A 24,769-nucleotide genomic window follows, 5' to 3' on the forward strand; every position below is an offset into this window, starting at 1 on the left:
GCTTCTTCTGTCCGCAAGGTCGTCACCGCTTCATCTTAGCGGAAATATCGCACTTCTTCTGTTACTCGCCAGTTCATAACGGACTGGTGCCGGGGGCATAGTCGTGAGCAAGCACCCAGGGGACGACACGGAAGGGCAGGAAGATGAGCGAAAGTCGCCTCAAGGGCGCAGCCGAGGAGCTGCAGCGACAGTGGGAGACCGACCCGCGTTGGAAGGGCGTCGAGCGGACCTACACGGCCGAGGACGTCGTCCGGATCCGCGGATCGGTCCAGGAGGAGCACACCCTCGCGCGTCTCGGCGCGGAGCGGCTGTGGACCCTCCTGCACGAGGAGGACTACGTCCACTCCCTCGGCGCGCTGACCGGTCTCCAGGCCGTCCAGCAGGTCAAGGCGGGCCTGAAGGCCATCTACCTGTCCGGCTGGCAGGTCGCGGCGGACGCCAACCTGGCGGGCCAGACCTACCCGGACCAGAGCATCTACCCGGCGAACTCGGTCCCGTCCGTCGTGCGCCGGATCAACAACGCGCTGCTGCGCGCCGACCAGGTGCAGTGGGCCGAGGGTGAGGGCGACACGCACTTCCTCGCCCCGATCGTGGCCGACGCCGAGGCCGGCTTCGGCGGCGTGCTGAACGCCTTCGAGCTGATGAAGGGCATGATCGCCGCGGGCGCCGCGGGCGTGCACTGGGAGGACCAGCTGGCCTCCGAGAAGAAGTGCGGCCACCTCGGCGGCAAGGTCCTCATCCCGACCTCACAGCACATCAAGACCCTCAACACCGCCCGCCTCGCCGCGGACATCTCGGGCGTGCCGTCTCTGATCATCGCGCGGACCGACGCCGAGGCCGCGACCCTGATCACGACGGACGTGGACGAGCGCGACCGCGAGTTCACCACCGGCGAGCGGACCGCCGAGGGCTTCTACCGCGTCCGCAACGGCATCGAGCCCTGCATCGCGCGCGCCAAGGCGTACGCGCCGCACTCCGACCTCATCTGGATGGAGACCGGCACCCCGGACCTGGAGCAGGCCCGCAGGTTCGCCGAGGCCGTGAAGGCCGAGTACCCGGACCAGATGCTGGCCTACAACTGCTCGCCGTCCTTCAACTGGAAGGCGCACCTGGACGACGCGACCATCGCCAAGTTCCAGCGCGAGCTCGGCCACATGGGCTTCAAGTTCCAGTTCATCACCCTGGCCGGGTTCCACGCGCTCAACTACGGCATGTTCGACCTGGCGCACGGCTACGCCCGCGAGGGCATGACGGCCTACGTCGACCTGCAGGAGCGCGAGTTCGCGGCGGCCGAGAAGGGCTTCACCGCGGTCAAGCACCAGCGCGAGGCCGGCACCGGCTACTTCGACCTGGTCAGCACCGCGATCAACCCCGACTCCTCCACCACCGCCCTGAAGGGCTCGACGGAAGAGGGCCAGTTCCACTGACCCTCGCCGGCCGGCGCCGCCGGCCCCGCTCTCCGGCCTGATCCCCAAGGACCCGAAGGCCCCCGCGTCCCTACACCCGCGGGGGCCTTCCGGCGTCCCGGCACACCCCGCGCCGCCCCTCCCACCACCCTCGTCCGCCCCTCACGTTCCGGCCACATTCGGCAACGGATCTCGACAAACGCCGCCGCGGGGCGCATCGTGAGCCCCGCTAGATGATCTCTTTGAGAGAGGACCCCCTGATGGCGCGTCACCCCCGGTTCATCCGGTCCCGGGCGATCCCCGGCCGGATGCTGCCGCTCGCCGTCGCCGCGGTGAGCGTCGTCGCGCTCGCGCCCGCCGCCTCCGCCGACGGGCAGGGCCACCACGGGCGCTTCACCCCCGGCGCCTCCGGTGTCGGCGACCCCTACTTCCCGCTGGAGGGCAACGGCGGATACGACGTCCGGCACTACTCGCTGAACCTGAGCTACGACCCCGACCACGACCAGCTCGACGGCACCGTGACCGTCACCGCGCGCGCCACCCAGGACCTGTCGCGGTTCGACCTCGACCTGTCCGGGATGGACGTCGACAAGATCTGGGTCGACCGGCACCGGGCCCGCTACGAGCGGCGCGGCCAGGAGCTGGTCATCACGCCGCGGCAGGGGTTGCGCAAGGGGCGGACCTTCACCGCCGTCATCAGGTACGGCGGCGTGCCGCAGACCATCGTGGGCTCGCCGATCGTCTTCGGCTCCCCCTACGGCTTCCTGCACACCCCCGACGGCGCGTTCGTCGGCGGCGAGCCGAACGGCGCCAGCACCTGGTTCCCCGTCAACGACCACCCGAGCGACAAGGCCACCTACGACTACACCATCACGGTGCCGGAGGGCCTGACGGCCGTCGCCAACGGCCGCCCTGCGGGGCACCGCTCCGCCGTCGCCGGCTTCAGCCGCCGCGCGTCCAAGACCCGCGCCGAGGTCTTCAGGTGGCGCGAGGACAGCCCGATGGCGAGCTACCTCACCACGATCGACATCGGCAGGTGGGACGTGCGGCAGGGCCGCACGCCCCGCGGCGTCCCCAACTACACGGCCGTCGACCCCGAGCTGCTCGCCGCCCAGCCGGACGCGGTGAGCTTCTTCTATGACACCACCAGCGAGGTCACCGACCTCTGGTCGAAGACGTTCGGGGAGTACGCGTTCGGCAGTACCGGCGCGATCGCCGACGACGCCCGCTTCAACGGCCAGCCGCTCGGGTTCTCCCTGGAGACGCAGAGCAAGCCCGTGTACTCGGCCGTGCGCAGCACCGGCACGATCGCGCACGAGCTGGCGCACCAGTGGTACGGCGACGCGGTATCGCCCGCGCGGTGGAAGGACGTGTGGCTGAACGAGAGCTTCGCCACCTGGGCCGCCTGGTACTACAACGAGGTCCACGGCCGCCAGACCGTGCACGACGCGGCCCGCGCCACCTACGCCGCCCGCCCGTTCCCCGACCGTGAAGGCCGCCCGTACTGGTCGGTGCTCACCGCCGACCCGCAGCGCGACACCATGTTCAACGACCGCGTCTACAGCGGCGGCGGCATGATGCTGCAGTTCCTCCGGGAGAAGATCGGTGACGACAGGTTCTTCACCCTGCTCCGGACCTGGTACGCGCAGCACAAGTACGGCAACGCCAGGACCGAGCAGTTCACGGCGCTGGCCCAGCGGGTCGCGGGGCAGGACCTGAGCGGGTTCTTCAAGGACTGGCTCTACTCCCCCGTCAAGCCCGGCATCCCGCAGGACTGAGCTCGTCCCTTCGGTGGACCGGCCCCCGGCGCGACCCGCCGGGGGCCGGTCTCTGTGCGAAAGTACGTGGTCGGAGGCGGGCCGCCGGTCTAGGCTTCCGGCAGGTGAGCGTCCTTCCGTGGGTGTGGTGGTACGGGTTCCGCCGCCACACCGCCTATCCGCTCGGATCCCTGACCGAGTCGCTCACCAACACGCTGTTCGGCTTCCTGCGCGCCTACGTACTGCTGGCGCTGTGGGACGTCCGGCCGTCGCTCGGCGGGTACGCGGCCGCCGACGCCGTGACCTTCTGCTTCGTCACCCAGGCGCTGATCGGGCCGGTGCAGATCTTCGGCGGGATGGAGCTGACCGAGCGCATCCGCAACGGGGACGTCGCGATCGACCTGCACCGGCCCGCCGGGCTGCAGGGCTGGTGGCTGGCCCACGACCTCGGCCGCGCGGCGAGTTCACTGGTGCTGCGCGCGGGGCCGCCGCTGCTGGCCGGCGCCCTGGCGTTCCCCTTCCGGTGGCCGGCTCCGGCGCACCTGGCCGCGTTCGCGGTGGCGCTGGTCCTCGCGACGGTGGTGAGCTTCGGACTGCGCTACCTGGTGGCGATGGGGATGTTCTGGCTGCACGACGACCGCGGCCTGAGCGCCATAACGCTCGTGATGTCGCTGTTCTTCTCCGGGATGATCCTGCCGCTCGTCGTGTTCCCCGGGCGGCTCGGCCGGACCGCCGAGCTCCTGCCGTGGGCGGCGCAGATCCAGGTGCCGGCGGACGTGTTCCTCGGCCGGTACGACGGCGCGGGCCTGGCCGGCGCGCTGGCGTTCCAGGCGGGGTGGGCGGCCGTCCTGCTCGGGGCGGGCGCGCTGGTCACGCGGGCGGCCCGGCGGAGGCTGGTGGTCCACGGTGGCTGAGCCCGCGGCGCCCGGCGCGCTGCGCGTGTACGGGCTGCTCGCCTGGACGTGGATCCGGGCGGCGGCGCAGTACCCGGTGTCGATGGTGCTGCTCGGCGTGGCCACGGCGGTCGTCTTCGCGCTGGACGCGGCCGCGATCCTGGTGCTGTTCTCGCGGGCGCCGCGCATCGCCGGGTTCGGCGTGTCCGAGGTCCTGTTCCTGTACGGCACGTCGGCCCTGTCCTTCGCGCTCTCCGACATCGTCCTCGGGTCGACCGAGCGCCTCGGGACGCACGTGCGGGAGGGGACGCTGGACGCGATGCTGGTGCGCCCGGTGAGCCCGCTGATCCAGATCGCGACGGAGGGCTTCACGCCGCGCCGGCTCGGCAAGCTCGTCCCGGCCGTGCTGGTGCTCGGGTACGCGCTCGGCCGGCTGGACGTCCACTGGACCCCGGGCCGGCTCGCGCTGCTCCCGGTCATGGTGCTGTCCGGGACGGCGATCTTCGGGGGGCTGTGGGTGCTCACGGCCGCGGTGCAGTTCGTGCTCGTCGACAGCCACGGAGCGAGCAAGTCGCTCACCTACGGCGGCGCCTTCCTCACCCAGTACCCGATGACCGTGTTCGCCCAGGACCTGGTCCGCGGGGTGACGTTCGTCGTGCCGCTGGCGTTCGTCAACTGGCAGCCCGCGCTGTACGTCCTGGACCGTCCGGACCCGCTCGGGCTGCCGGACGCGGCGCGGTTCGCCTCCCCTGCGGTCGCCGCGGCGCTGTGCGCGGTGGCGGCCATCGCATGGCGGGCCGGCCTGCGGCACTACCGATCGACAGGGAGCTGATGCCGGTGCCGATGATCGAGGCCGAGAACGTGGCCAAGAACTTCACCGTGCGGGCGCGTTCGGGGTTCCCGCGGCGGGCGCGCAGGACGGTGCGCGCGGTGGACGGGGTGTCGTTCACGGTGGAGCGGGGCGAGTTCGTCGGCTACCTCGGCCCGAACGGGGCGGGCAAGTCCACGACGATCAAAATGCTGACCGGAATCCTCACCGCGTCGTCCGGGACCCTGCGGGTGTGCGGGCTGGACCCGTCGCGGCGCCGCACGACGCTCGCGCGCCGCACCGGGGTGGTGTTCGGGCAGCGGACGACGCTGTGGTGGGACCTTCCGCTGCGCGCCAGCCTGGCGCTCGTGCGGCGCCTCTACGGGGTCGAGGCGGCGGCGCACCGGGCGCGGCTCGCGGAGCTGACCGCGCTGCTGGAGCTGGAGCCGTTCCTGGACACCCCGGTCCGGCAGCTCAGCCTCGGCCAGCGGATGCGGGGCGACCTCGCGGCGGCGCTGCTGCACGACCCGGAACTGCTCGTCCTGGACGAGCCGACGATCGGCCTGGACGTGGTGAGCAAGGCGACCGTCCGCGACTTCCTGGAACGCGTCAACGCCGAGCGCGGCACCACGATCCTGCTGACCACGCACGACCTCGGCGACATCGAGCGGCTCTGCCGCCGCGTCCTGATCATCGATCACGGCCGGCTCGCCTACGACGGCGGGCTGGAGGAGCTGCGCCGCACCGTGGACGCCGACCGGCTGCTGGTCGTGGAGCTCGCGCGGCCGGCGCCGCCGATCAGGCTGGACGGGATCGAGGCGGAGCGGGTGGAGGGGCCGCGGCAGTGGCTCCGGCTGCCGAACGCGGCGAACGCGGCGGCCGTCGTCGCCGCGCTGGCGCGCGACCACGATATCCGCGACATCTCGCTGCGGGAGGCGGGCATCGAGGACGTCCTCGCCGGCCTCTACCGGGGGGACCACGCGTACTGGTGCTCGGGCCGGCCCGTGGCGCCGTAGCGCAGCGTCACCACGACCCGCCCGCCTCGGCGAGCGCCGCGAGGTAGCGCTGGGCGGTGGCGCGGGAGATGCCGACCTGGTCGGCGATCTCGGCCGCCGACCGCGGCCCGTCCGCCCGCCGCAGCGCGCAGCCGGAGCGCCTCGCGCACGGCGCGGGGGTCGGCGGCCGCCGTCGCAATGATGACGTCGGCCTCCAGTTCGGGCAGCAGGGTGAGGCCCGAGGCGTCCGGCAGGTAGACGTCCAGCAGGACGAGGGCGGGCCGCAGCTGGCGCCCCGCCGCGTCCGGGCACGGCGTCCAGCTCTGACCGCGTCCCCCGGCCCCCGCTCCCGGGGCATCCCACCCCCGTCACCAGCCCGACCAGGAGAACCGTCATGCCCAGCACCTCCGTCCGGGCGGGCGCCGCCGCGCTCGCCGCCCTGTCGTCCCTGTCCGCCTGCCGCGGCTCCCGCTCCGGATCGGAGGCCGACGGCTCCGGCGGCACCGTCAAGATCATGGTGGGCGGGATCGACAAGGTGATCTACCTGCCCGCCAAGCTGACCGAGCAGCTCGGCTACTTCAAGGAGCAGGGCCTGGACGTCCGGCTGCTCACCGAGCCGGCCGGCGCGCAGGCCGAGAACGTGCTGATCGCCGGGGACGTCCAGGGCGTCGTCGGCTTCTACGACCACTCCATCCACCTGCAGACCAAGGGCAAGTGCGTGCAGAGCGTCGTGCAGATGGCGGACGTGCCCGGCGAGGCGGAGATGGTCCCGGCGTCCAGGGCCGGCTCCCCGACCTCCCCGGCCGGGTTCAGGGGCAAGAAGCTCGGCGTCACCAGCCCGGGATCGTCCACCGACTTCATCACCCGCGCGCTGGCCGTGCGCAACGGCGTCAGGACGTCGGACTACACGACGGTGAAGGCGGGCGCGGGCCAGACGTTCATCTCCACGATGGAGAACGGCGGCATCGACGCCGGCATGACGACCGACCCGACCATCGCCAAGCTCGTGAGCACCGGCAAGGGCAAGGTCATGGTCGAGATGCGCACCGAGGACGGCACCCGCCGGGCGCTCGGCGGGCTGTACCCGTCCAGCTCGATCTCCATGGACTGCGCGTACGTGAAGTCGCACGGCGAGACCGTGCAGAAACTCGCCAACGCCTTCGTCAAGACGCTCGGCTGGATCAAGCAGCACAAGCCGGCGGAGATCGCCGCGAAGATACCGAAGGACTACGCGGGCGGCGATCCGGCGCTGTACGAGAAGGCCGTCGGCGACTCGATCAGCATGTTCAACGGGGACGGCCTCATGAAGCCGGACGCCGCGGAGAACGTCCTGAAAGTACTGGCGCAGTTCTCCCCGGAGGTCGCGGAGAAGAAGGGCCGGATCGACCTGGCCGAGACCTACACCACGCACTTCGTCACCAACGCGAAACAGGGCTGATCAGTCGCGCCGGCCCCCGGCCGGACGCCGTGGACGCGGGCCGGGCCGCGCGCGGAGGCCCGGCCCGTCAGCGTCCCACGGCGGAGTAGAAGTCCGCGTCGGCGGGGTTCTCCCGGCGGCCCGAACCCCAGCGCCGCGGCGCCCAGGCGGGCATCAGCAGCGCGAGCCCCATCATCCCGTACACGCCGGACCCGAGCAGCATGCGCAGGCCGAAGTCCATGTCGCCGGCCGGCGGCACCCTGCCGGGCAGGTCGAGGGCGCGGCCCGGGTCGACCAGGAAGTAGGCGGACGCGCCGAGCAGCGCCAGCGCCGGCACCAGCGAGACCAGCGGCGACGCCCACCGCGCGACGATGATCACGCCCATCACCAGGCCCACGGCGGCGAGCAGGGCGAACGCGCCGTAGATGCGCGTGCGGTCGGTGATCTCCTGCCCGGTGCCGTCGAAGGACTGGCCGGCCTGGACGTACCCCCAGGCCGCGCCGTACACCAGCGCGGGTGTCAGCAGGACGCCGAGGACGAAGCCGAACGCGTGGCGCACCGCGCATCACATCCATTCGAACGCGCCCGCCACAGGGCGCGGGTTCCGGGGGCGCCTCAATCAGAACACGCGCGTCGGTGACGCCGCAGGAAATCCGTACCGTTTTATGGCGGTTCGTTTTGAACGCCTTTGACTGGGCATCGCCGTCTCATTCGATCCGACAGCACGTTGGAGGAAACAATGTCGACCGCGATATGGGTCGTCGTCGCCCTGGTGGTCGTCGCCGTCCTCGCCGCGGCCGGGTACTTCGTGATGACCCGGTCCCGCACGGCGCGGCTCAGGCGGCGGTTCGGCCCCGAGTACGACCGGGCCGTTGAGCGCCAGGGCGGCCGCGCGGCCGCCGAGCGGGAGCTGCGCTCCCGCGAGCAGCGCCACGAGGAGCTGGAGCTGCGCGACCTCGACCCCCGGCGCCGCGAGGAGTACCGCGAGCAGTGGGTCCGCGTCCAGGAACGCTTCGTCGACGCCCCCGAGGCGGCGGTGGAGCAGGCCGACCAGCTCGTCACGGTGGTGATGGGCGAGCGCGGCTACCCGACGCATGGCTTCGAGGAGAAGGTCGCCCACCTGTCGGTCGAGCACGGCCGCACGCTGGACCACTACCGGCGGGCCCACACCATCAGCGGGAGGGCCGCGACCAAGGAGGCGTCCACCGAGGACCTGCGCCAGGCCATGGTGCACTACCGCGCCCTGTTCGAGGAGTTGCTCGCCCCGCACGGCGAGGCCCACCACGGCAAGGGCGAAGAGCACGCCGCGCGGAATTCCGCGAGGCACGCCGCACCGCACACCGAGCGGCGCGCCGCGGAGCGCACCGACGACCACGCCGGCAGGAACCCCGCCGCGCCCACCGCCCCGGCCGCCGGAGACCGCGGCGACGACCGAACCATGAGGAGCTGACCCGATGGAGCACAGGCGACCCGAGACCGGAACGCCCGCCGCCGGGCCGCTCACCGGCGAGCGCGCCCGCGCCGCGGGAACGGCGGAACCCGGGACGACCGACGACCGGCACGTCGCCGGTCCCCACCCGACCGCCCCTGGGACGCAGGCGCCGGAGACCGTGCCCGACACGGTCCCGGACCCGGTACCGGCCCACCGCGGCACGGACCGCACCAGGACCCCCGTCAGGGACGCGGGCGCGATCAAGACTCCGAGCCAGGAGGCCAACCAGGCCCAACCGTCCACCCGGGACACCGACCCGACCGGGATCCCCGTCCCGGGCACGGAGCCCGAGCATGCCGCTTCCCCGAAGCCGGGCGCGGCTCCGGGCGCCGCAGCCGGCGGCGTCAAGGAGAAGCTGATCGCCTCGGGCGAGGCCGAGCGGTTCCGGGAGCGGTGGCACGAGGTTCAGGCCGCCTTCGTCGACGACCCCGGCGAGTCGGTGCGCAAGGCGGACGGCCTGGCCTCCGAGGCGGTCGACGCCCTCGCGCAGGCGCTCGCCAAGCACCGCCGCTCGCTCACCGAGGCGCTGGACGGCGGCGAGCCCGCCGACACCGAGCGCCTCCGGCTGGCGCTGCGCGGCTACCGCGACCTTCTGGACCGCATCTTCGCCGCCTGACCTGCCGAAACGGGCGCCCTCGCGAAATAGCGGGGGCGCCCGTCGGCGTCCGGCCTCCGCCGTTCTGGAACTAGGAGACCGCTCGCCGCCCCGGCTCGCCGGAATGCCGCCGGACCGGTCCTGGCGCCGGCCGCCGGCCGCCCGTCCCGCCGCCGGGGCGCCCCGGCCGCTCGTCAGGAAGGCGGTGAGGGTGAATACTGAATCCCGTTCGGTAACCCCGTGAGCGGAGGACCAGGTGTCCGAGAACTTCTCGATGACCATCGACGGCCAGGCCGTGACGGCGCCCGGCGCCTTCGGCGTGATCGATCCGGCGACCGGCGAGGTGGCCGAGCAGGCGCCCGACGCGTCCCGGGAGCAGCTCGACGCGGCGATGGCCTCGGCTCAGACCGCCTTCACCGAGTGGCGCCGCGACGAGGCCGCGCGCCGCAAGGCGCTGCTCGCGGCGGCCGAGGTCATGTTCGCCAGGTCCGAGGAGATCGGCCGGATCCTCACACTGGAGCAGGGCAAGCCCCTGGCCGACGCGACCATGGAGGTCGTCGGCGCGGGCGTGTGGCTGAAGTACTTCGCCGACCTCGAACTGCCCCGCGAGGTCATCCAGGACGACGCGAACGCGCGGGTCGAGGTCGTGCGCCGCCCCATGGGCGTGGTCGCAGCGATCACCCCGTGGAACTACCCCCTGCTCCTGGCCGTCTGGAAGCTCGCCCCGGCGCTGCTCGCGGGCAACACGATGGTCCTCAAGCCGTCCCCGTTCACGCCGCTCTCCAGCCTGAAGCTCGGCGAGGTGCTGCGCGACGTCCTGCCGCCCGGCGTGCTGAACGTCGTCACCGGCGGCGACGAGCTCGGCGCCTGGATGACCGGGCACGAGGTGCCCCGCAAGATCAGTTTCACCGGCAGCGTCGCGACCGGCAAGCGCGTCGCGGCCGCGGCGGCGCCCGACCTGAAGCGCGTCACGCTGGAGCTCGGCGGCAACGACCCGGCGATCCTGCTCGACGACGCCGACCCGGCCGCGGTCGCCGACCGGCTGTTCGGCGCCGCGTTCCAGAACAACGGGCAGGTCTGCTCGGCGATCAAGCGCGTGTACGTCCCGGAGGCCCTCTACGGGGACGTGGTGGACGCGCTCGCCGAACGGGCCAGGGCCGCGCGGGTCGGCAACGGGATGGACGAGGGCGTCCAGTACGGGCCGATCAACAACCGGCCGCAGTACGAGCGGGTCGGTGAGCTGGTCGCCGACGCGCTCGCGGGCGGCGCCCGCGCGGCGGCGGGCGGCAAGCCGATCGACGGGCCCGGCTACTTCTTCGAGCCGACGATCCTCGCCGACGTCTCCGACGGCACCCGCATCGTGGACGAGGAGCAGTTCGGCCCCGCACTGCCGATCGTCAAGTACACCGACCTGGAGGACGCCGTCGCCCGCGCCAACGGCACCCACTTCGGACTGTCCGGATCGGTGTGGGGCGCCGACGCCGACCGGGCAGCGGAGGTCGCCGGGCGGCTGGAGTGCGGCACCGCGTGGGTCAACACCCACCTGGCCCTCGCCCCCAACCAGCCGTTCGGCGGGTTCAAGTGGAGCGGCGTCGGCGTGGAGAACGGCCCATGGGGCCTGTACGGGTTCACCGAGCTCCAGGTGATCCACCGCTCGAAGGGCTGACACGTCCGGCAGGGGCCCGGGGGCAGGGCCCCTACCCTGTTCCATCACGCCCTGCATGAGCGGAAAGGCACGACTTCGCGTCCGGAAAGTGATGCGGCCGCTGCTGGCGGACCGGTCCCGGAATGGGACACTTTCCGGACGGGGGCGTTGATCACCGCACCGACCCTGGAGGAGCCGGATGGACACCTGGGACGTCATGCGGCAGGACGATCTCGGCAATGTCTTCCGCGTCGCGGCGCACGACTCCCGGATCTCCGCGCTGGCCCAGGTCATGGTCCTGGAAAGCGGCGTCCGGCACCGGCAGATGTACTGGGTGGACGGCCCGCCGGGCCCCGCCGTGCGCACCAACCGCGACCTGTACCTGGTGTTCCTGCAGCTGGGGCAGCAGGCGAGGGCGGCCTCGTGGTCGCTGTCGGCGTTCCTGCGCTCGCTGTGGAAGGTCGGCGCCGCGCTCGCCGACCAGGCGCGGCTGGAGCCCGACGACGTGGCGGCGATGTTCGCGGCGGCCGCCGCCACGCCGCCCCCCGCCTTCGACCCCGCCTGGAGCGGCAAGGACCTGTCGCTGCCCGGCGAGGAGCCGGACCGGTACACCGACTGGGAGCGGGTCCTGCTCTCCCAGATCGCCGACCTGGAGGACTTCCTGGCCGCTCCCCCGGGCCCGCAGGCCCGGTTCGGCGTGGAGGCGCCCCGGCCGCCCGGCTCCGGCGCCCGGGCCACCCCGGCCCGCTGGTACAACTTCGACCCCGCGACCTACCTGGAGTGCGCGGTGGCGGGCAGCCTCGGCGGGTGGGACGCGGCCGACGGCGCCCGCGTGCCGCTGCCGGCCGGCCCCGGCGAGCCGACGGCGCGCTCCTACGTCCGCACGATCACCACGATGAGCTGGACCGATCTGGCCCGCATCGCCGTGTGCGGGCAGATGTACGAGTAGCCTGCCCTGTCGTCCTCACGTGGTAGGACTGGCCCATGAGCGACAGGCCGGTCGAGTTCAGCGACCGGGGCGGCTGGTTTCTGGCGCGGGGCCGTCCCCATCCCGCGCTGCGCCCGTTCCTGCGCGCCTACGACGGCTACTGGGAGACCGAGGCCGTGCCGTCCCGGATGCGGACCCTGCCGACCCGCACCACCGTGGTGATCCTCAACCTGGGCCCGCCGCTCCACCTGGAGGTCCCCGACCCGGGGGTGCGCGACCGCGCGTACGGGTCGTTCGTCGCGGGGATGCACGACGGCCACGGCATGTACCTCAGCCCCGGCGGGCAGCGCGGCATCCAGCTCGACGTGACCCCGCTGGGCGCCTACACGCTGCTCGGCGTCCCGATGGCGCGGCTCACCAACGCCGCCGCCGACCTGCCCGACCTGCTCGGCCGGGAGGCGCGGACGCTGGTCGAGCGGCTCGGCGACGCGCCGGACTGGGGCGCGCGGTTCGCCATCCTGGACGCCTTCCTGCTGCGCCGGCTCGACGCCGGTCCGGTCCCCGACCGGGAGGTGGCCCGGGCGTGGCGGCTGCTGATCGCCGACCCCGCCATGCCGGTCGCCGACCTCGCCTCCGACGTCGGCTGGAGCCGCAAGCACCTGACCCACCGGTTCCGGGAGCAGGCCGGGCTGCCGCCCAAGGTGATGGCGCGGGTGCTGCGCTTCCAGCGCGCCGTCGGGCTGCTCCTCGGCGGCACCGGGCTCGCCGAGGCCGCGTTCGCCTGCGGCTACTACGACCAGGCCCATCTCAACCGGGACTTCCGCACGCTGTCGGGCTGCACGCCGACCGAGCTGCTCGGCGGCCAGCTGGAGCAGCAGCGCGTCTCCACGCCGGCCGACGCCTCCGCCTGAGCCGGCCGTCAGCCCTGGTGCACGCCGCCGCCCAGGTTCATCACGACGACGCCGAGCACGATGATGGCTGCGCCGGCGATGGTCACCGGTTTGACCGGCTCGTCGAACAGCAGCACGCCGCCCGCGAACGCGCCGATCGTGCCGAGCGCGGACCAGATGGCGTAGACGGGCCCGACGTTCAGCGACGTCAGCGCCTTGGCCATGAGGACGAAGGAGATCAGGTACCCGGCCACCACGATCAGCGACGGCCCCAGCCGGGTGAAGCCGTCGGAGGCGCGCATCGCCAGTGTCGCCGTCACCTCGAAGGCGATCGCCAGGCCGAGCAGGACGAACGGCATCAGCGGGCCTCGCCGTGCTCGGCGGCGACGGCCTCGAAGACCTTCATGTCCGCCTCGAACGGCGAGCCGGGGCGGGGCCAGTGCAGCGCGATCTCGGTGATGCCGAGTTCGGCGTAGCGGCCGGCCAGGTCGGCGAACGCGCCGGCCGACTCCAGCCAGGGCTCCTCGTTGAAGCCGGTCAGCAGGACGAGGTCGTCGAGACGGCGGCCCTCGGCGTCGCACGCGGCGCGCAGGGCCTCCAGCCGGGAGCGGACGATGCCGTACGGCTCGTCTCCCTCGCCGTGGGCACTGGTCACCCAGCCGGTCCCGTGCCGGGCCGCGACCCGCATCCCGCGCGGCCCGTCCCCCGCGATGACGAGCGGCACCCGGGGGCGCTGGACGCAGCCGGGTTCCTGCACGACCTCGCGCGCGGTGTAGTACCTCCCCTCGAAGGAGGTCTCGGGGGCGGTCAGCAGGAGGTCCAGCAGTTCCACCCACTCGGCGAAGCGGGAGGCCCGCTCGTCCGGGCTCCAGTCGCCGCCGAGGATCCCGGCGTCGGACGCGCGGCGCGTGCCGCCCGCCCCGACGCCGACGGTCAGGCGCCCGCCGCTCACGTGGTCGATCGTCTTGATCGCGTGCGCGGTCGGAACGGGATGCCGGAAGTTCGGCGAGGTCACCAGCGTGCCGACGCGGACGCGGGAGGTGACCGCGGCGGCGGCGGCGAGCGTGGTGAAGGCGTCGTACCAGGGCGTCGTGCCGCGCCAGGCGATGTGGTCGTACACCCACGCGTGCCGGAACCCGAGGTCCTCGGCACGCCGCCACAGATCCCCGGCCTCCGGCCAGGACTGCATGGGCCACATCACTGCGCCGATCCTCGGTGCGGTCACCGGCTCCTCCGTCCTCTCCGGCGTCCCCCGCGGAACGCCCCCACCAATAGATACATCCCGCCGCGGCGGTTCACGCACCGGACCGCGCGAGCCACCGGTGCAGGGCCCACCACCAGTTCGCGCTGCGCGACACGGCCGCGCCCGCGCCGGGGGCGAGCAGCGGACGCCCGGCCAGTTCCTGGAAGCGGCGGATCCGGTACTTCACGGTGTTGCCGTGGACGTGCAGCGCCGCGGCCGTCGGCTCGATCCGGCCGCCGTGGTCGAGGTAGGCCAGCGCGGTCTCGGCCAGGTCCCGGTGGAACGGCTCGCCAGGGTCGAGGCCCGGCAGCAGCGTGCCGGCGAGCAGCCCGCCGAGCTCCGGCTCGGCCTCGGTGGCGGTGAGCAGCGCGAGGTCGGCCAGCTCCCGCATCCCGGTGAGCCCGGCGGCGGCGCCCGCCCGCAGCGCCCGCCGCCCGAGCGCGTACATCGGGGCGATCTCGCCGGGACGGGCGGGCGGGGCGGCCACCAGCAGCGGGCCCGGCGGCCCTGCGACCGGGGCCCGCGGGCCTGGCAGCCGGGCGACGAGGGCCGCGAGCCGCCCGTCGACGAGCCCGCACAGCCCCGGCCCGGCGGCGGTGAGCGCCGACTCCAGCCGTCCCGCCACGGCCGGGTCGCTGACGTCGGAGACCACGCAGTGGTAGGCGGCGCGGGGGTCGAGCGGGGCGAGCACGGGGACGGACTCGCCGTGCAGCAGCTGCCGGAGCATCTGGAGGCGACCCTCGCGGACGGTCCGCGCCATCTCCAGCTCGGCGACCCGGTGCGCGTGGACCATCCGCCGCACCAGCGCGGTGGTGATCTCATCGATGCGGGTCACGCCGTCCAGCAGCGCCGCGTCCGGGACGCCCATCCGGCGGCCGTCGGCGACGAGCGCCCGGACGAGGTGGGCGCGACCCGCCTGGAAGCCGTCCAGGAACGCCGCGACCGGCACGCCCTGCCGGGCCCGGTCCGAGCCGAGCCGCTCCGCCGCCGCGAGGACCTCCTCGCTCGGCCGGCCGTCCTCCAGCGCGGCGAGCACCCCGTGGACCAGGGCACGCGTGTGCCGCCTGGTCTCCTCCTCCGGCAGCGCGGCCACCAGCTCCGACCGGCCGCGGGCGGCGCGGACCGTCGCCTCCAGCAGCACCGGATCATCGGTGTGCTCGATCAGCAACCGCAGGAAGCGGTCGCCGGCGCTGGGCTCCATCCACCCATTGTGCGGCCTCGTTGTCCCCTCCGGACAACCAGGTTCGCGGGCATTGGGCGCCGCCGGTCTAGCCGGGAGGCCGGACGGTGGTGTTCGGTGGTCGGGAGACGAGCCCGAGGAGTGCGCGATGTCCGACGAGGAAGAGTTCCTGGAGAAGCTGCCGACCGACCTGATCTTCCGGCTGCCGCCCGCGTTCGACGACGTCGCGGACGAGCGCCGGCACCGCAAGGAGCGCCTCACCGCCGCGCTGCGCGTCTTCGGCAAGTTCGGCTTCGAGGAGGGCGTGGCCGGGCACATCACCGCCCGCGACCCCGAGCGCACCGACCATTTCTGGGTGAACCCGTTCGGCATGTCGTTCAAGCACGTCCGGGTCAGCGACCTGATCCTGGTGAACCACGAGGGCAAGGTCGTCGAGGGCCGCTACCCGGTCAACGAGGCGGCGTTCGCGATCCACTCCCAGGTGCACCAGGCGCGCCCGGACGTGGTGGCGGCCGCGCACAGCCACTCCACCCACGGGCGGGCGATCTCGGCGCTCGGGCAGAAGCTGGAGCCGATCACCCAGGACGTGTGCGCGTTCTACCAGGACCACGGCCTGTTCGACGACTACACCGGCGTCGTGACCGACCTGGAGGAGGGCAAGCGCATCGCCGCGGCCCTCGGCGGCCACAAGGCCGTCATCCTGCGCAACCACGGCCTGCTCACCGTCGGCGACACCGTGGACGCCGCCGCCTGGTGGTTCATCACGATGGAGCGCTCCTGCCAGGTGCAGCTTCTGGCCAAGGCCGCGGGGCAGGTCGTCCCGATCGAGCACGACAACGCCGTCCTGACCCACGGGCAGATCGGCAACGACCTGGTCGGCTGGATCAACTACCAGCCCCTCTACGACCAGATCACCCGCGAGCAGCCCGACCTGTTCGAGTAGGCCGCCCCTCCCCCGGCCCCGGCGCGCTCGGCGGCGCCGGGGCCTTCGCGCGCCCCGGACGCGCCCGCGGATCGTGGTGGGCGAGCAGGACGCGGGCGATGCGCTCCAGGGCGGCCCGGTCGTCCGGGGTGAGCGGCGCCAGCAGCTCGGCGTCCAGCCCGGCCGCGCGGCGGGTGACCTCGTCCAGCTCCGCGGGCTCGGCGCCGTCCAGGTCGCCGGACCGCGGGACCGCCCCGAGTGGGGGCCGGGGCTGCGCATCGCCCATCTGCGCGACCCCGGCGGGAACCTGCTGGAGGTCCAGTCCTACTGAGCGGACTCCTCGGCGGACTCCTCGGCGGGCTCGGTGAGCGGGAGCAGGACCTGGAACCGGGTGTCGCCGGGCAGCGACTCCACCCGGATGTCGCCGCCGTGCCGGTCCGCGACGATGCGCCAGGAGATGTCGAGGCCGAGCCCCGTTCCCTGCCCCACCGGCTTGGTGGTGAAGAACGGCGTGAAGATCCGGTCGAGGTCCTCCTCGGGGATGCCCGTCCCGGTGTCGGCGATCTCCACCAGCGCGTAGTCGTTCTCACGGGCGGTGCGGATCGTCAGTGTGCCGCTGCCCTGCATCGCGTAGAGCGAGTTGACGATCAGGTTCGTCCACACCTGGTTCAGCTCAGCCGCGTAGACCGGGACGGGCGGCAGCGTCTCGTCGTAGACGGTCTTGACCGTCACACCGTCCCCGAACTTGCGCTTCAGCATGGTGAGCGTGCTGTCCAGCAGCTCGCGCAGGTCGGTGCGCTGGTAGGGCGCGCGGTCGAGCTGGGAGTACTGGCGGGCCGAGTCCAGCAGCGCGGTGATGCGGCCCATCGCCTCGGAGATCTCCGCCTGGAGCTGGGTCACCTCCAGCACCTCGGCCAGCCAGCGCATCGCGGCCGGCAGGTGGTCGCCCGCCGCCCGCTCGACCTCCTCGGCCTGCCCGACGCCGATCCCGGCGGCCACCAGGCCGGGCGCCAGGTCCCAGGCGTCGCCGACGCCGTGCTCCTCCAGCCAGTCGCCCAGCTCGTCCTCGGCGTCGCTGACCTCCAGCGGGCTGCGGCGCCCCCCGGGCGCGGCGGGCAGCACCGGGCGCAGCGCCACGAGCGCGCTCAGGTGGGTGCAGTCGACGCCCTGCGCGGCGAGGCCGGCCAGGCTCGCCTGCGCGCCGATCAGCCGGTCGCCGAGCTCGGCGCTGGCCCGCGCCGCGGCGGCGGCCGGATTGTTCAGCTCGTGCGTGAGGCCCGCGGTGATGGTGCCGAGCGCGGTGAGGCGCTCGCGCTGGTCGACGACCCGCCGCGCGTTGGTCATCCCGAAGAAGACGCCCTCCAGCAGGTGCGTGGCCATCGGGAACCACTTGCGGACCATCTTGGCGAACTTGCGCGCCGGCAGCACGAACACCGTCGACGGGCGCGTCGCGCGCAGCGAGTGCTGGTACCTCTGCTCGATCTTGTCGCCCAGGTACGCCTGCACGGCCCCGCCATAGGTGCCGGGACGGTCGGTCCGGCTGACCTGCGCCACGTGGCCCCGGACGTTCTGGGTCATCACCATCTCGCCGTCGAGCAGCACGTAGAGGAACTCGGCGGCATCGCCCTGGGCGCAGATGATCCCGTCCACGGGGTAGTCCGCGACCGTCCCGCAGGCCGACAGCCAGCCGAGCTTCTCGTCGTCCAGGTCCTCGAAGAGGAACAGCTCCCGCAGCTGCTCCGGTGTCGCCGTGTTCATGCCTGCTCCAGATAACGGTGGACCAACGCGACGGCCATCGCGCCGTCGCCGACCGCGGACGCCACCCGCTTCATCGACTCCGCGCGGACGTCGCCCGCCGCGAACACCCCGGGGACGCTGGTCTCCAGGTGGTAGGGCTGGCGGGCGAGCGGCCACCCGGCGGGGCGGCGGCCCCCGCCGACGAGGTCGGGCCCGGTCAGGACGTATCCGCGCACGTCGCGCTCCACGAAGCCGTCCAGCCACTGCGTGCCCGGTTCCGCGCCGATGAACACGAACAGCCAGTGCGCGTCGATGGTCTTCTTGCCGCCCGGCCACGCGAACGTGAGCCGCTCCAGCCGGTCGGCGCCCTCCGCCGCGCACACCGTCTTGCCGGTGTGCACCTCGATGTTGGGCGTCGCCGCGATCTGCTCGACCAGGTAGTGCGACATCGACTTCTCCAGGCCGTCGGCCCGGACGATGATGTGCACCTTCCTGGCGTACTTGGCCAGGTGCACGGCCGCCTGCCCCGCGGAGTTGGCGCCGCCGACGACGGCGACCTCCTCGTCCGCGCAGGACGGCGCCTCGGTGAGCGCGGCGCCGTAGTACACCCCGCGCCCGACGAAGTCGTCCACGCCCTGCGCGTTGAGGCGCCGGTAGGAGACGCCGGTGGCGAGGATGACGGCGTGCGCGGCGATCTCCGTGCCGTCCGACAGCCGCGCCACCCGGGCCGTGCCCCGCGACTCCAGCGCGGTCACCTCGCCTGCCTGCAGCAGCTCGGCGCCGAACCGGTCGGCCTGGCGGCGGGCCCGGTCGGCGAGCTGCGCGCCGCTCACCCCGTCGGGGAAGCCGAGGTAGTTCTCGATGCGGGAGCTCTGCCCGGCCTGGCCGCCGAGGGCGCGGCGCTCCACGACCACCGTGTTCAGTCCCTCGGACGCGCCGTACACGGCCGCGCCGAGCCCGGACGGGCCCCCGCCGACGACGATCAGGTCGTAGAAGCCGGTGGACGGGGTGCTCGGCAGCCCGACCGCGGCGACCAGCTCGGCGTCGGACGGGGCCGACAGCGTCGTCCCGTCCGCGGTCACGATCAGCGGCAGCTCCGGGCACGCGGCCGCCGCGACCAGCTGGGCGCCCTCGGGGTCGCCGTCCATCAGCCAGGTGTAGGGCACCTGGTGGCGGGCCAGGAAGTCGCGGACCTCGTAGCAGCGGGCCGACCAGCGGTGCCCCACCACCCGCAGCTCGCCCGGCGGGCGCCGGTCGACGCGCGCCCAGGCGTCCAGCTGCTCGTCGATCACCGGGTAGAACTTCTCCTCCGGCGGGTTCCACGGCTTCAGCATGTAGTGGTCGAGGTCGACGTCGTTGATCGCGCGGATCGCCGCGTCCGTGTCGGCGTAGGCGGTGAGCAGGACCCGGCGCGCGAACGGGAACAGGTCCATGGCGCGTTCCAGGAACTCGACGCCGTCCATCCCGGGCATCCGGTAGTCGGCGAGCAGCACGGCCGTGTCGTCGCCGCGCAGCCGCAGTCCGCTCAGCGCCTCCAGGGCCTGCCCGCCCGACTCGGCGCGCACGATCCGGTACGCCTCGGCGTACCGGCGGCGCAGGTCCCGCGCCACGGCCCGGGACACACCCGGGTCGTCGTCGACCGTCAGCAGCACTGGCTTGGACAACATGTCCCCCTCGATCCGACACAACCCCGTACGAAAGCCTACGTGGATCCGGCCCCGCGATGCGGGACCGGATCCGCCGACCGGGGCCCCGCCGCCCGGTCGCCGCCGCGCCATCGGTCATGATCGGGACATGGATCTGCGTGTTGCCCTGATCGGATTCGGCACCGGCGGCTCGGTCTTCCACGCCCCGCTGATCTCGTCCGTGCCGGGGATGCGGCTGGCCGCGGTCGTGACCGGCGCCCCGGAGCGACAGCGGGCCGTGCGCGAGCGGTACCCGGAGGCGGAGGTCCTCGACAGCGTGGACCGGCTGTGGGGGGCGTCGGGCGCCTGCGACCTGGTGGTGGTCACCGCCCCCAACCGGCAGCACGTGCCGCTGGCCCGGACCGCGCTGACCTCGGGCCTGCCCGTCGTCGTGGACAAGCCCGTCGCGGCGGCCTCGGCCGACGCCCGCTCCCTCGCCGCGCTGAGCGCCGTCCGGGGGCTGCCGGTCTTCCCCTTCCACAACCGCCGCTGGGACGGCGACTTCCAGACGGTGCGGCGGCTGGTCTCCGCGGGCGCCCTCGGCGACGTCCGGCGCCTGGAGTCCCGCTTCGAGCGCTGGCGGCCGGAGGTCAGGGAGAGCTGGAAGGAGAGCGCCGACCCCCGCGACGCGGGCGGCATCCTGTTCGACCTCGGGTCCCACCTCGTCGACCAGGCGATCACGCTGCTCGGCCCCCCGGACCGGGTCTACGCCGAGATCGACACCCGCCGCCCGGGAGCCGTGGCCCCCGACGACGTGTTCGTGGCCCTGACCCACCCGGGCGGCGCCCGGTCGCACCTCTGGATGAGCGCCACCGCGGCCGAGCCGGGCCCGCGCTTCCGCGTCCTCGGCGGCAGCGCGGCGTACGCGGTCTCGGGCATGGACGTCCAGGAGGAGCAGCTCCGCGCGGGCCTCACCCCCAAGGACCCCGGCTACGGCATCGCCCCGCCCGGGTCCGGCGGCCTGCTCGGCACGCCCGGAAACCAGACCCCGGAGCCCACGGCCGCCGGGGCCTACCACGACTTCTACGCGAGCGTCCTGCGCACCCTGCGGGACGGCGCACCGCCCCCGGTCACGCTCGCCGAGGCGATCACCGGGCTGGAGGTCATCGAGGCCGCCGCCCGCTCCGCCCGCGACTCCGCCGTCGTCGAACTCGGCGATCGGTGAGGGCACCTGCGCGGCGTCCCGGCGACGGCGCCGAAGGACGCGGACCCGTCAGAGCACGGAGACGTGGACGTGGTCGAAGTGGTTCTGGGTGACGCTGCCGCGGTCCTCCATCTGGCTCCAGCCGCCGCTGCCGCGCATGTCGTAGATGCGCTGCTTCCAGATGACGTACTTGATGCCGAGGCGGGACGCGTTGTCGATCACGTACTGGGCGACGCGGTCGCCGTGCGCCTGGGCGGAGGCGCTCGGCATCTTGCCGCCCGTGCTCTCCATGAAGTCGCAGGCCCGGCCCGAGCCGTGGTCCTGCGGGTCGCCGGGGCGCGAGCAGCCGATGGTGGGGAACGCGCCGAACTTCCCGTCGATCTCCAGCAGCGCGGTGCGCATCCGCGCGGTCATCGAGTTCCCGACGATCGGGGACTTGGTGCCGCTCGCCCCGTCCGGGCGCCCGCCGCCGCCGGGGACGGCGGTGCGGGTCACCTCCGGCTTGTACTTGGCCAGCAGCTTCTTGACGCGGGCGCGCTGGCCCTCCAGGTCGTCGATCTCCTTCTTGACCGCGTCCAGCTTCTTCCCCGCCGTCGCCTTCGACTGGGCCGCCCTGGCGTTCAGCGCCTCCAGGCTCTGGATGCGGCGGCCGTTGTTGCGGGTGATGTGCTCGATCACGGCGGCGTCGCGGACGGCGGCGCCCGGCTCGGCCGAGGACATCATCGGAATCACGTCGAGGCGGCCGGTCATGTAGGTGGTGGACGCCAGGCGCGCCACGTCGACGCGGGCGGCGTCGTACTCGCGGCCGGCCTTGGTCGCGTCCGCGCCCGCGCGGACGGCGGCCTTCTTCGCCTCCTCCAGGGAGAGGAGTTCTCCCCGGTACTCCTTGGAGAGCTTCTCCGAGCGCGCCTTGAGCTTGGCGTACTCCTTCTTCAGGTCCTTCGGCTCCTGCGGGAGGGCCGCCGCGCTCCCGGACACCGGCGGCAGCGCCGCCGAGACGCCCGCCGCGAGGGCCAGCGCCGCGAGGCGCTTCGCCGTTCCGCGCCCGCGCGGGGGGCGGGGAGTCCTGCCGGGGGGATCGAGGGCCGCCACAGATCTCTCCTAGATAACAAAGCTCAAGATTGGCGGCACATTACCACAATCGCCCTAATTACCTCACAAGCTTCACAAAACACACAGAGTCACGCGCGGGCTACCGGACGGCGCCGCGGCGAGAGGCCAGGGGCCGGACCGCGCGATGCGGTCCGGCCCCTCCCCCGATGGCGCCGGGCGGACCCGGCGCCCCCGGTCACGGCCCGACGAGCTCCTCCCAGCGGGGCACCCGCGGCTGCGACAGCAGCCGCAGCCCGGCCTCGGCGAGCGTCCGGTCGCCCTTGCGGTTGTTGCACCTGCCGCACGCCAGGACGGTGTTCTCCCAGGTGTCCGCGCCTCCGCGGGACTGCGGGTGGACGTGGTCGATCGTGTTGCCGCGCTTCCCGCAGTAGCAGCAGCGGCCCCGGTCGCGCACGTACACGCCGCGCTTGCTCCAGGGCGGGCGCCTGCCGTGCCTCCAGCGCATAGCGACGTAGCGGACGAGCCGCAGGACCCGGGGGACCGGGAAGCGGCCGAAGGTGCGCCCCTCCTCCGCCTCCTCGACCACGGCCACCTCGCGCACCAGCATGCGGATGGCGTGCCGCAGATCGACCCTCTGCATGGGTTCGTACGACGCGTTCAGGACGAGCACGTTCACCGCGTCACCTCCCTAGCCCGTGCCGCTCCCCCGCCAGGATTCGAACCTGGATATCCGCATTAACAGTGCGGCGTTCTGCCGTTGAACTACGAGGAAATGCTTCGGCAATTCTCCGCCTTCCGGGCATTTCCCGGAAGGCCTCCATGAGAATGCCCAGCGGAGGGCCGCGGGGGCAACGTGTTTTCCGGTCAGCGGCCGGCGGCGGGGAGGGCCGACACGGCCGCCTGGAACTCCAGGGACTCGCGCTCCAGGCGGAAGCCGAGCTCCTCGTTCACGGCGAGCATGTGCGCGTTGTCGCCGGAATTGTCCGTTTCGATTTCCCGCACGCCGGGGCACTCCTCCCCCAGCCAGCGCAGCATCGCCGCCTTCACCCAGATGCCGAGCCGCCTGCCGCGGTGCTCGGGCAGCACCGCCGTGTCGTACTGCGCCGCGCGCCCGACGCACCCGGCCGGCACCACGACCTCGGTGAACCCGGCGATGACGCCTCCGGACAGCGCCGCGACCGTGTAGAGGTCGTCGCCGCGCTTGGCGACGATCTCGGCCATCTCGCGGACGCGGTGCGCGTCCCAGGGCGTCCAGTCGTACTCGGCGAAGTCGGCCATGGCGTGCTTGGCGCGGGCGAGGGCGTCGGCGTGCTCGTCCGGCACCACGCCCCGCCAGCGCACGAGCCGGTACCCGGCGGGCGCCTCGGCCAGCAGCCGCGCCACGCGCTCGGCGGGGACGTCGTCCAGCCGCAGCAGCATGCCGCGCAGGGTCAGCACGCACTCGAAGCCGTGCGACTCCAGGAACGGGACGGCCGGGGTGCCCGCGAGGACCTGCGCGATCACGCTGGAGCGGCCGTCGGCGCGCAGCCCCTCCGCGGCCGCGGCGAGGAGCCCGGCGCCGAGGCCGCGCCGCCGGTGCTCGGGGCGGACCTGGATGTCGACCTCGCCGGGACGCTCGGCGCCCGGCCCGCCGGGCAGCCGCAGCGCCGCCACCGCGACCAGGGCGCCGTCCGCCCCGGGTCCGCCGGCGGCCGCCGCCCACAGCCGCTGCCGCGAGCCGGCCTCGGCGCCGAGCAGCAGCCGCGCCGTCCGCTCCAGGTCGGGCGCGGGCTCGCCGTCCGGCTCGGCCGCGTGGACGGCGGCGAGCACCGAGTGCCACTCCCGGATCTGCGCGTCCGTCGGATCATCGAGCGCGATGACGTCCATCCGACTTTTGTACCTGATCCCCGTGCGCCGCGACCGGGACCTGGGACAACCCAAGGTTTCGGACATACGGGAACCCCGTTCAGCGGTCCCGCGAGAACGCCTCCAGGATGCGCTCGGCGGCCAGCGCGGGCGTCAGCGTCCCCTCCGCGACCTCCCGCTCCAGGCCGGGCGCCGCCTCCCGGACACCGGGATGCCCGCGCAGGTCGGACAGCAACCGCTCGCGGACCAGCGCCCACGTCCAGCCGACCTGCTGGCGGCGCCGCCGGACCTCCAGCTCGCCGGACTCGCGGAGCCGGTCCTGGTGCTCCACGAGCGCGCCCCACACCTCCTCCAGGCCGGTGCCCTCCTTGGCGCTGCACGTCAGGACCTGGGCGGCGCGGACGCGCTCGTCACTGCGCAGCAGCCGCAGCGCTCCCGCCAGCTCGCGGGCGGCGCGCTCGGCCTCTCGCCTGTGCTCGCCGTCGGCCTTGTTCACCGCGATGACGTCGGCCAGTTCCAGGACGCCCTTCTTGATCCCCTGGAGCTGGTCGCCGGTGCGGGCGAGGGTGAGGAACAGGAAGGAGTCGACCATCTCGGCGACGGCCGTCTCGGACTGCCCGACGCCGACCGTCTCGACCAGGACGACGTCGTACCCGGCGGCCTCCATGACCACCATCGCCTCGCGGGTGGCCTTCGCGACGCCGCCGAGCGTTCCGGCGGTGGGCGAGGGGCGGATGAACGCGGCCGGATCGGTGGCGAGGCGGTGCATGCGGGTCTTGTCGCCGAGGATGCTGCCGCCCGTCCGGGTGGAGGACGGATCCACGGCGAGGACCGCGACCTTGCCGCCCTCCCCTGTCAGCCGTGTGCCGAGCGCGTCGATGAACGTGGACTTGCCGACCCCGGGCACGCCGGTGATCCCGACCCGGCGTGCGTTCCCGGCATGCGGGGACAGCTCGACCAGCAGCTTCTGCGCCAGCTCCCGGTGGTCCGGGCGGGCCGACTCCACGAGCGTGATCGCCCGCGCGATCCACGCCCGCGACCCCTCCCGCACCCCGGCCGCGTAGTCGTCGAGGCCCGGCGCGCTCACGACGCTCCCCGCGCGCCCGCCGGGCGCCCCGCGGCGCCGCCTTCCCT

Annotated in this window: 25 protein-coding genes and 1 tRNA gene; 14 read left to right on the plus strand and 12 right to left on the minus strand. The window is 73.5% G+C overall.

Annotation, left to right across the window (positions count from 1 at the left end):
* Positions 1 to 143: 143 nt before the first annotated feature.
* The 5 genes from aceA to CHC11_RS34805 all read left to right on the plus strand — a co-directional run bounded on the left by aceA (position 144) and on the right by CHC11_RS34805 (position 5,880).
* Complete coding sequence (gene aceA, locus CHC11_RS34785) at positions 144 to 1,427, plus strand: isocitrate lyase (protein WP_089316140.1); 1,284 nt, start codon at positions 144 to 146, stop codon at positions 1,425 to 1,427.
* Positions 1,428 to 1,666: 239 nt separating this feature from the next.
* Positions 1,667 to 3,184, plus strand: a complete 1,518-nt coding sequence (locus tag CHC11_RS34790) for a M1 family metallopeptidase (RefSeq protein WP_089316141.1) — start codon at positions 1,667 to 1,669, stop codon at positions 3,182 to 3,184.
* 104 nt (positions 3,185 to 3,288) lie between these two features.
* Positions 3,289 to 4,077 carry an ABC transporter permease gene (locus tag CHC11_RS34795; RefSeq protein WP_089316142.1) on the plus strand — a complete coding sequence of 263 codons (789 nt, stop codon included), beginning with the start codon at positions 3,289 to 3,291 and terminating at the stop codon, positions 4,075 to 4,077.
* A complete protein-coding gene (locus CHC11_RS34800) occupies positions 4,070 to 4,888 on the plus strand; it encodes an ABC transporter permease (RefSeq protein WP_245920155.1) in 819 nt (272 codons plus the stop codon). Before CHC11_RS34795 ends, CHC11_RS34800 begins: the two co-directional genes overlap by 8 nt.
* On the plus strand, positions 4,888 to 5,880 hold the full coding sequence (locus tag CHC11_RS34805; protein ID WP_245920157.1) for an ABC transporter ATP-binding protein: 993 nt from the start codon (positions 4,888 to 4,890) through the stop codon (positions 5,878 to 5,880). The genes CHC11_RS34800 and CHC11_RS34805 overlap by 1 nt, the downstream gene beginning before the upstream one ends.
* A 7-nt stretch (positions 5,881 to 5,887) precedes the next feature.
* Here CHC11_RS34805 and CHC11_RS42240 read toward each other — a convergent pair whose 3' ends face one another.
* Entirely contained in the window at positions 5,888 to 6,058 is a 171-nt protein-coding gene (locus tag CHC11_RS42240) for a helix-turn-helix domain-containing protein (RefSeq protein WP_218826372.1), read from the minus strand.
* Between the two features lie 195 nt (positions 6,059 to 6,253).
* Here CHC11_RS42240 and CHC11_RS34815 point away from each other — a divergent pair, with 195 nt between their 5' ends.
* Complete coding sequence (locus CHC11_RS34815) at positions 6,254 to 7,297, plus strand: ABC transporter substrate-binding protein (RefSeq protein ID WP_089316143.1); 1,044 nt, start codon at positions 6,254 to 6,256, stop codon at positions 7,295 to 7,297.
* Positions 7,298 to 7,364: 67 nt separating this feature from the next.
* Here CHC11_RS34815 and CHC11_RS34820 read toward each other — a convergent pair whose 3' ends face one another.
* Positions 7,365 to 7,835 (minus strand): hypothetical protein, encoded by a 471-nt coding sequence (locus tag CHC11_RS34820; RefSeq protein ID WP_089316144.1) that lies wholly within the window; start codon positions 7,833 to 7,835, stop codon positions 7,365 to 7,367.
* 180 nt (positions 7,836 to 8,015) lie between these two features.
* Here CHC11_RS34820 and CHC11_RS34825 point away from each other — a divergent pair, with 180 nt between their 5' ends.
* The 5 genes from CHC11_RS34825 (at position 8,016) to CHC11_RS34845 (ending at position 12,847) form a co-directional block, all read left to right on the plus strand.
* Entirely contained in the window at positions 8,016 to 8,726 is a 711-nt protein-coding gene (locus tag CHC11_RS34825) for a hypothetical protein (protein ID WP_218826373.1), read from the plus strand.
* A 4-nt stretch (positions 8,727 to 8,730) separates the two neighbouring features.
* Entirely contained in the window at positions 8,731 to 9,384 is a 654-nt protein-coding gene (locus tag CHC11_RS34830) for a hypothetical protein (RefSeq protein ID WP_089316145.1), read from the plus strand.
* A 235-nt stretch (positions 9,385 to 9,619) separates the two neighbouring features.
* Positions 9,620 to 11,029, plus strand: a complete 1,410-nt coding sequence (locus tag CHC11_RS34835) for an aldehyde dehydrogenase family protein (RefSeq protein WP_245920159.1) — start codon at positions 9,620 to 9,622, stop codon at positions 11,027 to 11,029.
* 178 nt (positions 11,030 to 11,207) lie between these two features.
* Positions 11,208 to 11,957: a hypothetical protein gene (locus tag CHC11_RS34840; protein ID WP_089316146.1), complete on the plus strand. Its 750-nt coding sequence runs from the start codon at positions 11,208 to 11,210 to the stop codon at positions 11,955 to 11,957.
* 35 nt (positions 11,958 to 11,992) lie between these two features.
* The gene (locus CHC11_RS34845; protein WP_089316147.1) at positions 11,993 to 12,847 is read left to right on the plus strand and encodes a helix-turn-helix domain-containing protein; all 855 of its coding nucleotides are present in this window, start codon (positions 11,993 to 11,995) and stop codon (positions 12,845 to 12,847) included.
* A gap of 8 nt (positions 12,848 to 12,855) precedes the next feature.
* On the opposite strand, the gene CHC11_RS34850 is transcribed toward CHC11_RS34845, so the two are convergent.
* From CHC11_RS34850 to CHC11_RS34860, 3 genes are all read right to left on the minus strand, one after another.
* A complete protein-coding gene (locus CHC11_RS34850) occupies positions 12,856 to 13,185 on the minus strand; it encodes a DMT family transporter (RefSeq protein ID WP_089316148.1) in 330 nt (109 codons plus the stop codon).
* On the minus strand, positions 13,185 to 14,051 hold the full coding sequence (locus CHC11_RS34855; protein WP_218826374.1) for an LLM class flavin-dependent oxidoreductase: 867 nt from the start codon (positions 14,049 to 14,051) through the stop codon (positions 13,185 to 13,187). The genes CHC11_RS34850 and CHC11_RS34855 overlap by 1 nt, the downstream gene beginning before the upstream one ends.
* Before the next feature lie 70 nt (positions 14,052 to 14,121).
* Positions 14,122 to 15,270 carry a helix-turn-helix domain-containing protein gene (locus CHC11_RS34860; protein WP_089316150.1) on the minus strand — a complete coding sequence of 383 codons (1,149 nt, stop codon included), beginning with the start codon at positions 15,268 to 15,270 and terminating at the stop codon, positions 14,122 to 14,124.
* A gap of 127 nt (positions 15,271 to 15,397) precedes the next feature.
* On the opposite strand from CHC11_RS34860, the gene CHC11_RS34865 reads away from it, so the two are divergent.
* Positions 15,398 to 16,192, plus strand: coding sequence for a class II aldolase/adducin family protein (locus CHC11_RS34865; RefSeq protein ID WP_179279159.1), 795 nt, complete (start codon positions 15,398 to 15,400; stop codon positions 16,190 to 16,192).
* Positions 16,193 to 16,268: 76 nt separating this feature from the next.
* Positions 16,269 to 16,502, plus strand: a complete 234-nt coding sequence (locus CHC11_RS42245) for a VOC family protein (protein ID WP_218826375.1) — start codon at positions 16,269 to 16,271, stop codon at positions 16,500 to 16,502.
* Here CHC11_RS42245 and CHC11_RS34875 read toward each other — a convergent pair.
* Entirely contained in the window at positions 16,496 to 17,929 is a 1,434-nt protein-coding gene (locus CHC11_RS34875; RefSeq protein WP_089316151.1) for an ATP-binding protein, read from the minus strand. The genes CHC11_RS42245 and CHC11_RS34875 overlap by 7 nt on opposite strands.
* The gene (locus CHC11_RS34880; RefSeq protein ID WP_089316152.1) at positions 17,926 to 19,575 is read right to left on the minus strand and encodes an NAD(P)/FAD-dependent oxidoreductase; all 1,650 of its coding nucleotides are present in this window, start codon (positions 19,573 to 19,575) and stop codon (positions 17,926 to 17,928) included. The genes CHC11_RS34875 and CHC11_RS34880 overlap by 4 nt, the downstream gene beginning before the upstream one ends.
* Positions 19,576 to 19,702: 127 nt before the next feature.
* Between CHC11_RS34880 and CHC11_RS34885 the strand changes: the two genes are divergently transcribed.
* On the plus strand, positions 19,703 to 20,758 hold the full coding sequence (locus tag CHC11_RS34885; protein WP_089316153.1) for a Gfo/Idh/MocA family oxidoreductase: 1,056 nt from the start codon (positions 19,703 to 19,705) through the stop codon (positions 20,756 to 20,758).
* Positions 20,759 to 20,806: 48 nt separating this feature from the next.
* Here CHC11_RS34885 and CHC11_RS34890 read toward each other — a convergent pair whose 3' ends face one another.
* The 5 genes from CHC11_RS34890 to meaB all read right to left on the minus strand — a co-directional run bounded on the left by CHC11_RS34890 (position 20,807) and on the right by meaB (position 24,722).
* Complete coding sequence (locus CHC11_RS34890; protein ID WP_245920161.1) at positions 20,807 to 21,829, minus strand: coiled-coil domain-containing protein; 1,023 nt, start codon at positions 21,827 to 21,829, stop codon at positions 20,807 to 20,809.
* 196 nt (positions 21,830 to 22,025) lie between these two features.
* Entirely contained in the window at positions 22,026 to 22,466 is a 441-nt protein-coding gene (locus CHC11_RS34895) for an HNH endonuclease (protein WP_089316154.1), read from the minus strand.
* Between the two features lie 25 nt (positions 22,467 to 22,491).
* Positions 22,492 to 22,562, minus strand: a tRNA-Asn gene (locus CHC11_RS34900).
* Positions 22,563 to 22,654: 92 nt separating this feature from the next.
* Complete coding sequence (locus tag CHC11_RS34905) at positions 22,655 to 23,656, minus strand: GNAT family N-acetyltransferase (protein WP_089316155.1); 1,002 nt, start codon at positions 23,654 to 23,656, stop codon at positions 22,655 to 22,657.
* Between the two features lie 79 nt (positions 23,657 to 23,735).
* Positions 23,736 to 24,722 carry a methylmalonyl Co-A mutase-associated GTPase MeaB gene (gene meaB / locus CHC11_RS34910; RefSeq protein ID WP_089316156.1) on the minus strand — a complete coding sequence of 329 codons (987 nt, stop codon included), beginning with the start codon at positions 24,720 to 24,722 and terminating at the stop codon, positions 23,736 to 23,738.
* Positions 24,723 to 24,769 lie beyond the last annotated feature (47 nt).

This window comes from Actinomadura mexicana (assembly GCF_900188105.1).
GTDB classification, from domain to species: domain Bacteria; phylum Actinomycetota; class Actinomycetes; order Streptosporangiales; family Streptosporangiaceae; genus Spirillospora; species Spirillospora mexicana.

What these genes read in the sequence shown, in the direction of transcription:
- CHC11_RS34825 (WP_218826373.1), top strand. Translation starts at nt 8,016, where the DNA reads ATGTCGACCGCGATATGGGTCGTCGTCGCCCTGGTGGTCGTCGCCGTC.
- CHC11_RS34905 (WP_089316155.1), bottom strand. Translation starts at nt 23,656, where the DNA reads ATGGACGTCATCGCGCTCGATGATCCGACGGACGCGCAGATCCGGGAG.
- aceA (WP_089316140.1), top strand. Translation starts at nt 144, where the DNA reads ATGAGCGAAAGTCGCCTCAAGGGCGCAGCCGAGGAGCTGCAGCGACAG.
- CHC11_RS34875 (WP_089316151.1), bottom strand. Translation starts at nt 17,929, where the DNA reads ATGAACACGGCGACACCGGAGCAGCTGCGGGAGCTGTTCCTCTTCGAG.
- CHC11_RS34880 (WP_089316152.1), bottom strand. Translation starts at nt 19,575, where the DNA reads ATGTTGTCCAAGCCAGTGCTGCTGACGGTCGACGACGACCCGGGTGTG.
- CHC11_RS34860 (WP_089316150.1), bottom strand. Translation starts at nt 15,270, where the DNA reads ATGGAGCCCAGCGCCGGCGACCGCTTCCTGCGGTTGCTGATCGAGCAC.
- CHC11_RS34845 (WP_089316147.1), top strand. Translation starts at nt 11,993, where the DNA reads ATGAGCGACAGGCCGGTCGAGTTCAGCGACCGGGGCGGCTGGTTTCTG.
- CHC11_RS34850 (WP_089316148.1), bottom strand. Translation starts at nt 13,185, where the DNA reads ATGCCGTTCGTCCTGCTCGGCCTGGCGATCGCCTTCGAGGTGACGGCG.
- CHC11_RS34865 (WP_179279159.1), top strand. Translation starts at nt 15,398, where the DNA reads ATGTCCGACGAGGAAGAGTTCCTGGAGAAGCTGCCGACCGACCTGATC.
- CHC11_RS34840 (WP_089316146.1), top strand. Translation starts at nt 11,208, where the DNA reads ATGGACACCTGGGACGTCATGCGGCAGGACGATCTCGGCAATGTCTTC.
- CHC11_RS34885 (WP_089316153.1), top strand. Translation starts at nt 19,703, where the DNA reads ATGGATCTGCGTGTTGCCCTGATCGGATTCGGCACCGGCGGCTCGGTC.
- CHC11_RS34790 (WP_089316141.1), top strand. Translation starts at nt 1,667, where the DNA reads ATGGCGCGTCACCCCCGGTTCATCCGGTCCCGGGCGATCCCCGGCCGG.
- CHC11_RS34815 (WP_089316143.1), top strand. Translation starts at nt 6,254, where the DNA reads ATGCCCAGCACCTCCGTCCGGGCGGGCGCCGCCGCGCTCGCCGCCCTG.
- CHC11_RS34830 (WP_089316145.1), top strand. Translation starts at nt 8,731, where the DNA reads ATGGAGCACAGGCGACCCGAGACCGGAACGCCCGCCGCCGGGCCGCTC.
- CHC11_RS34805 (WP_245920157.1), top strand. Translation starts at nt 4,888, where the DNA reads ATGCCGGTGCCGATGATCGAGGCCGAGAACGTGGCCAAGAACTTCACC.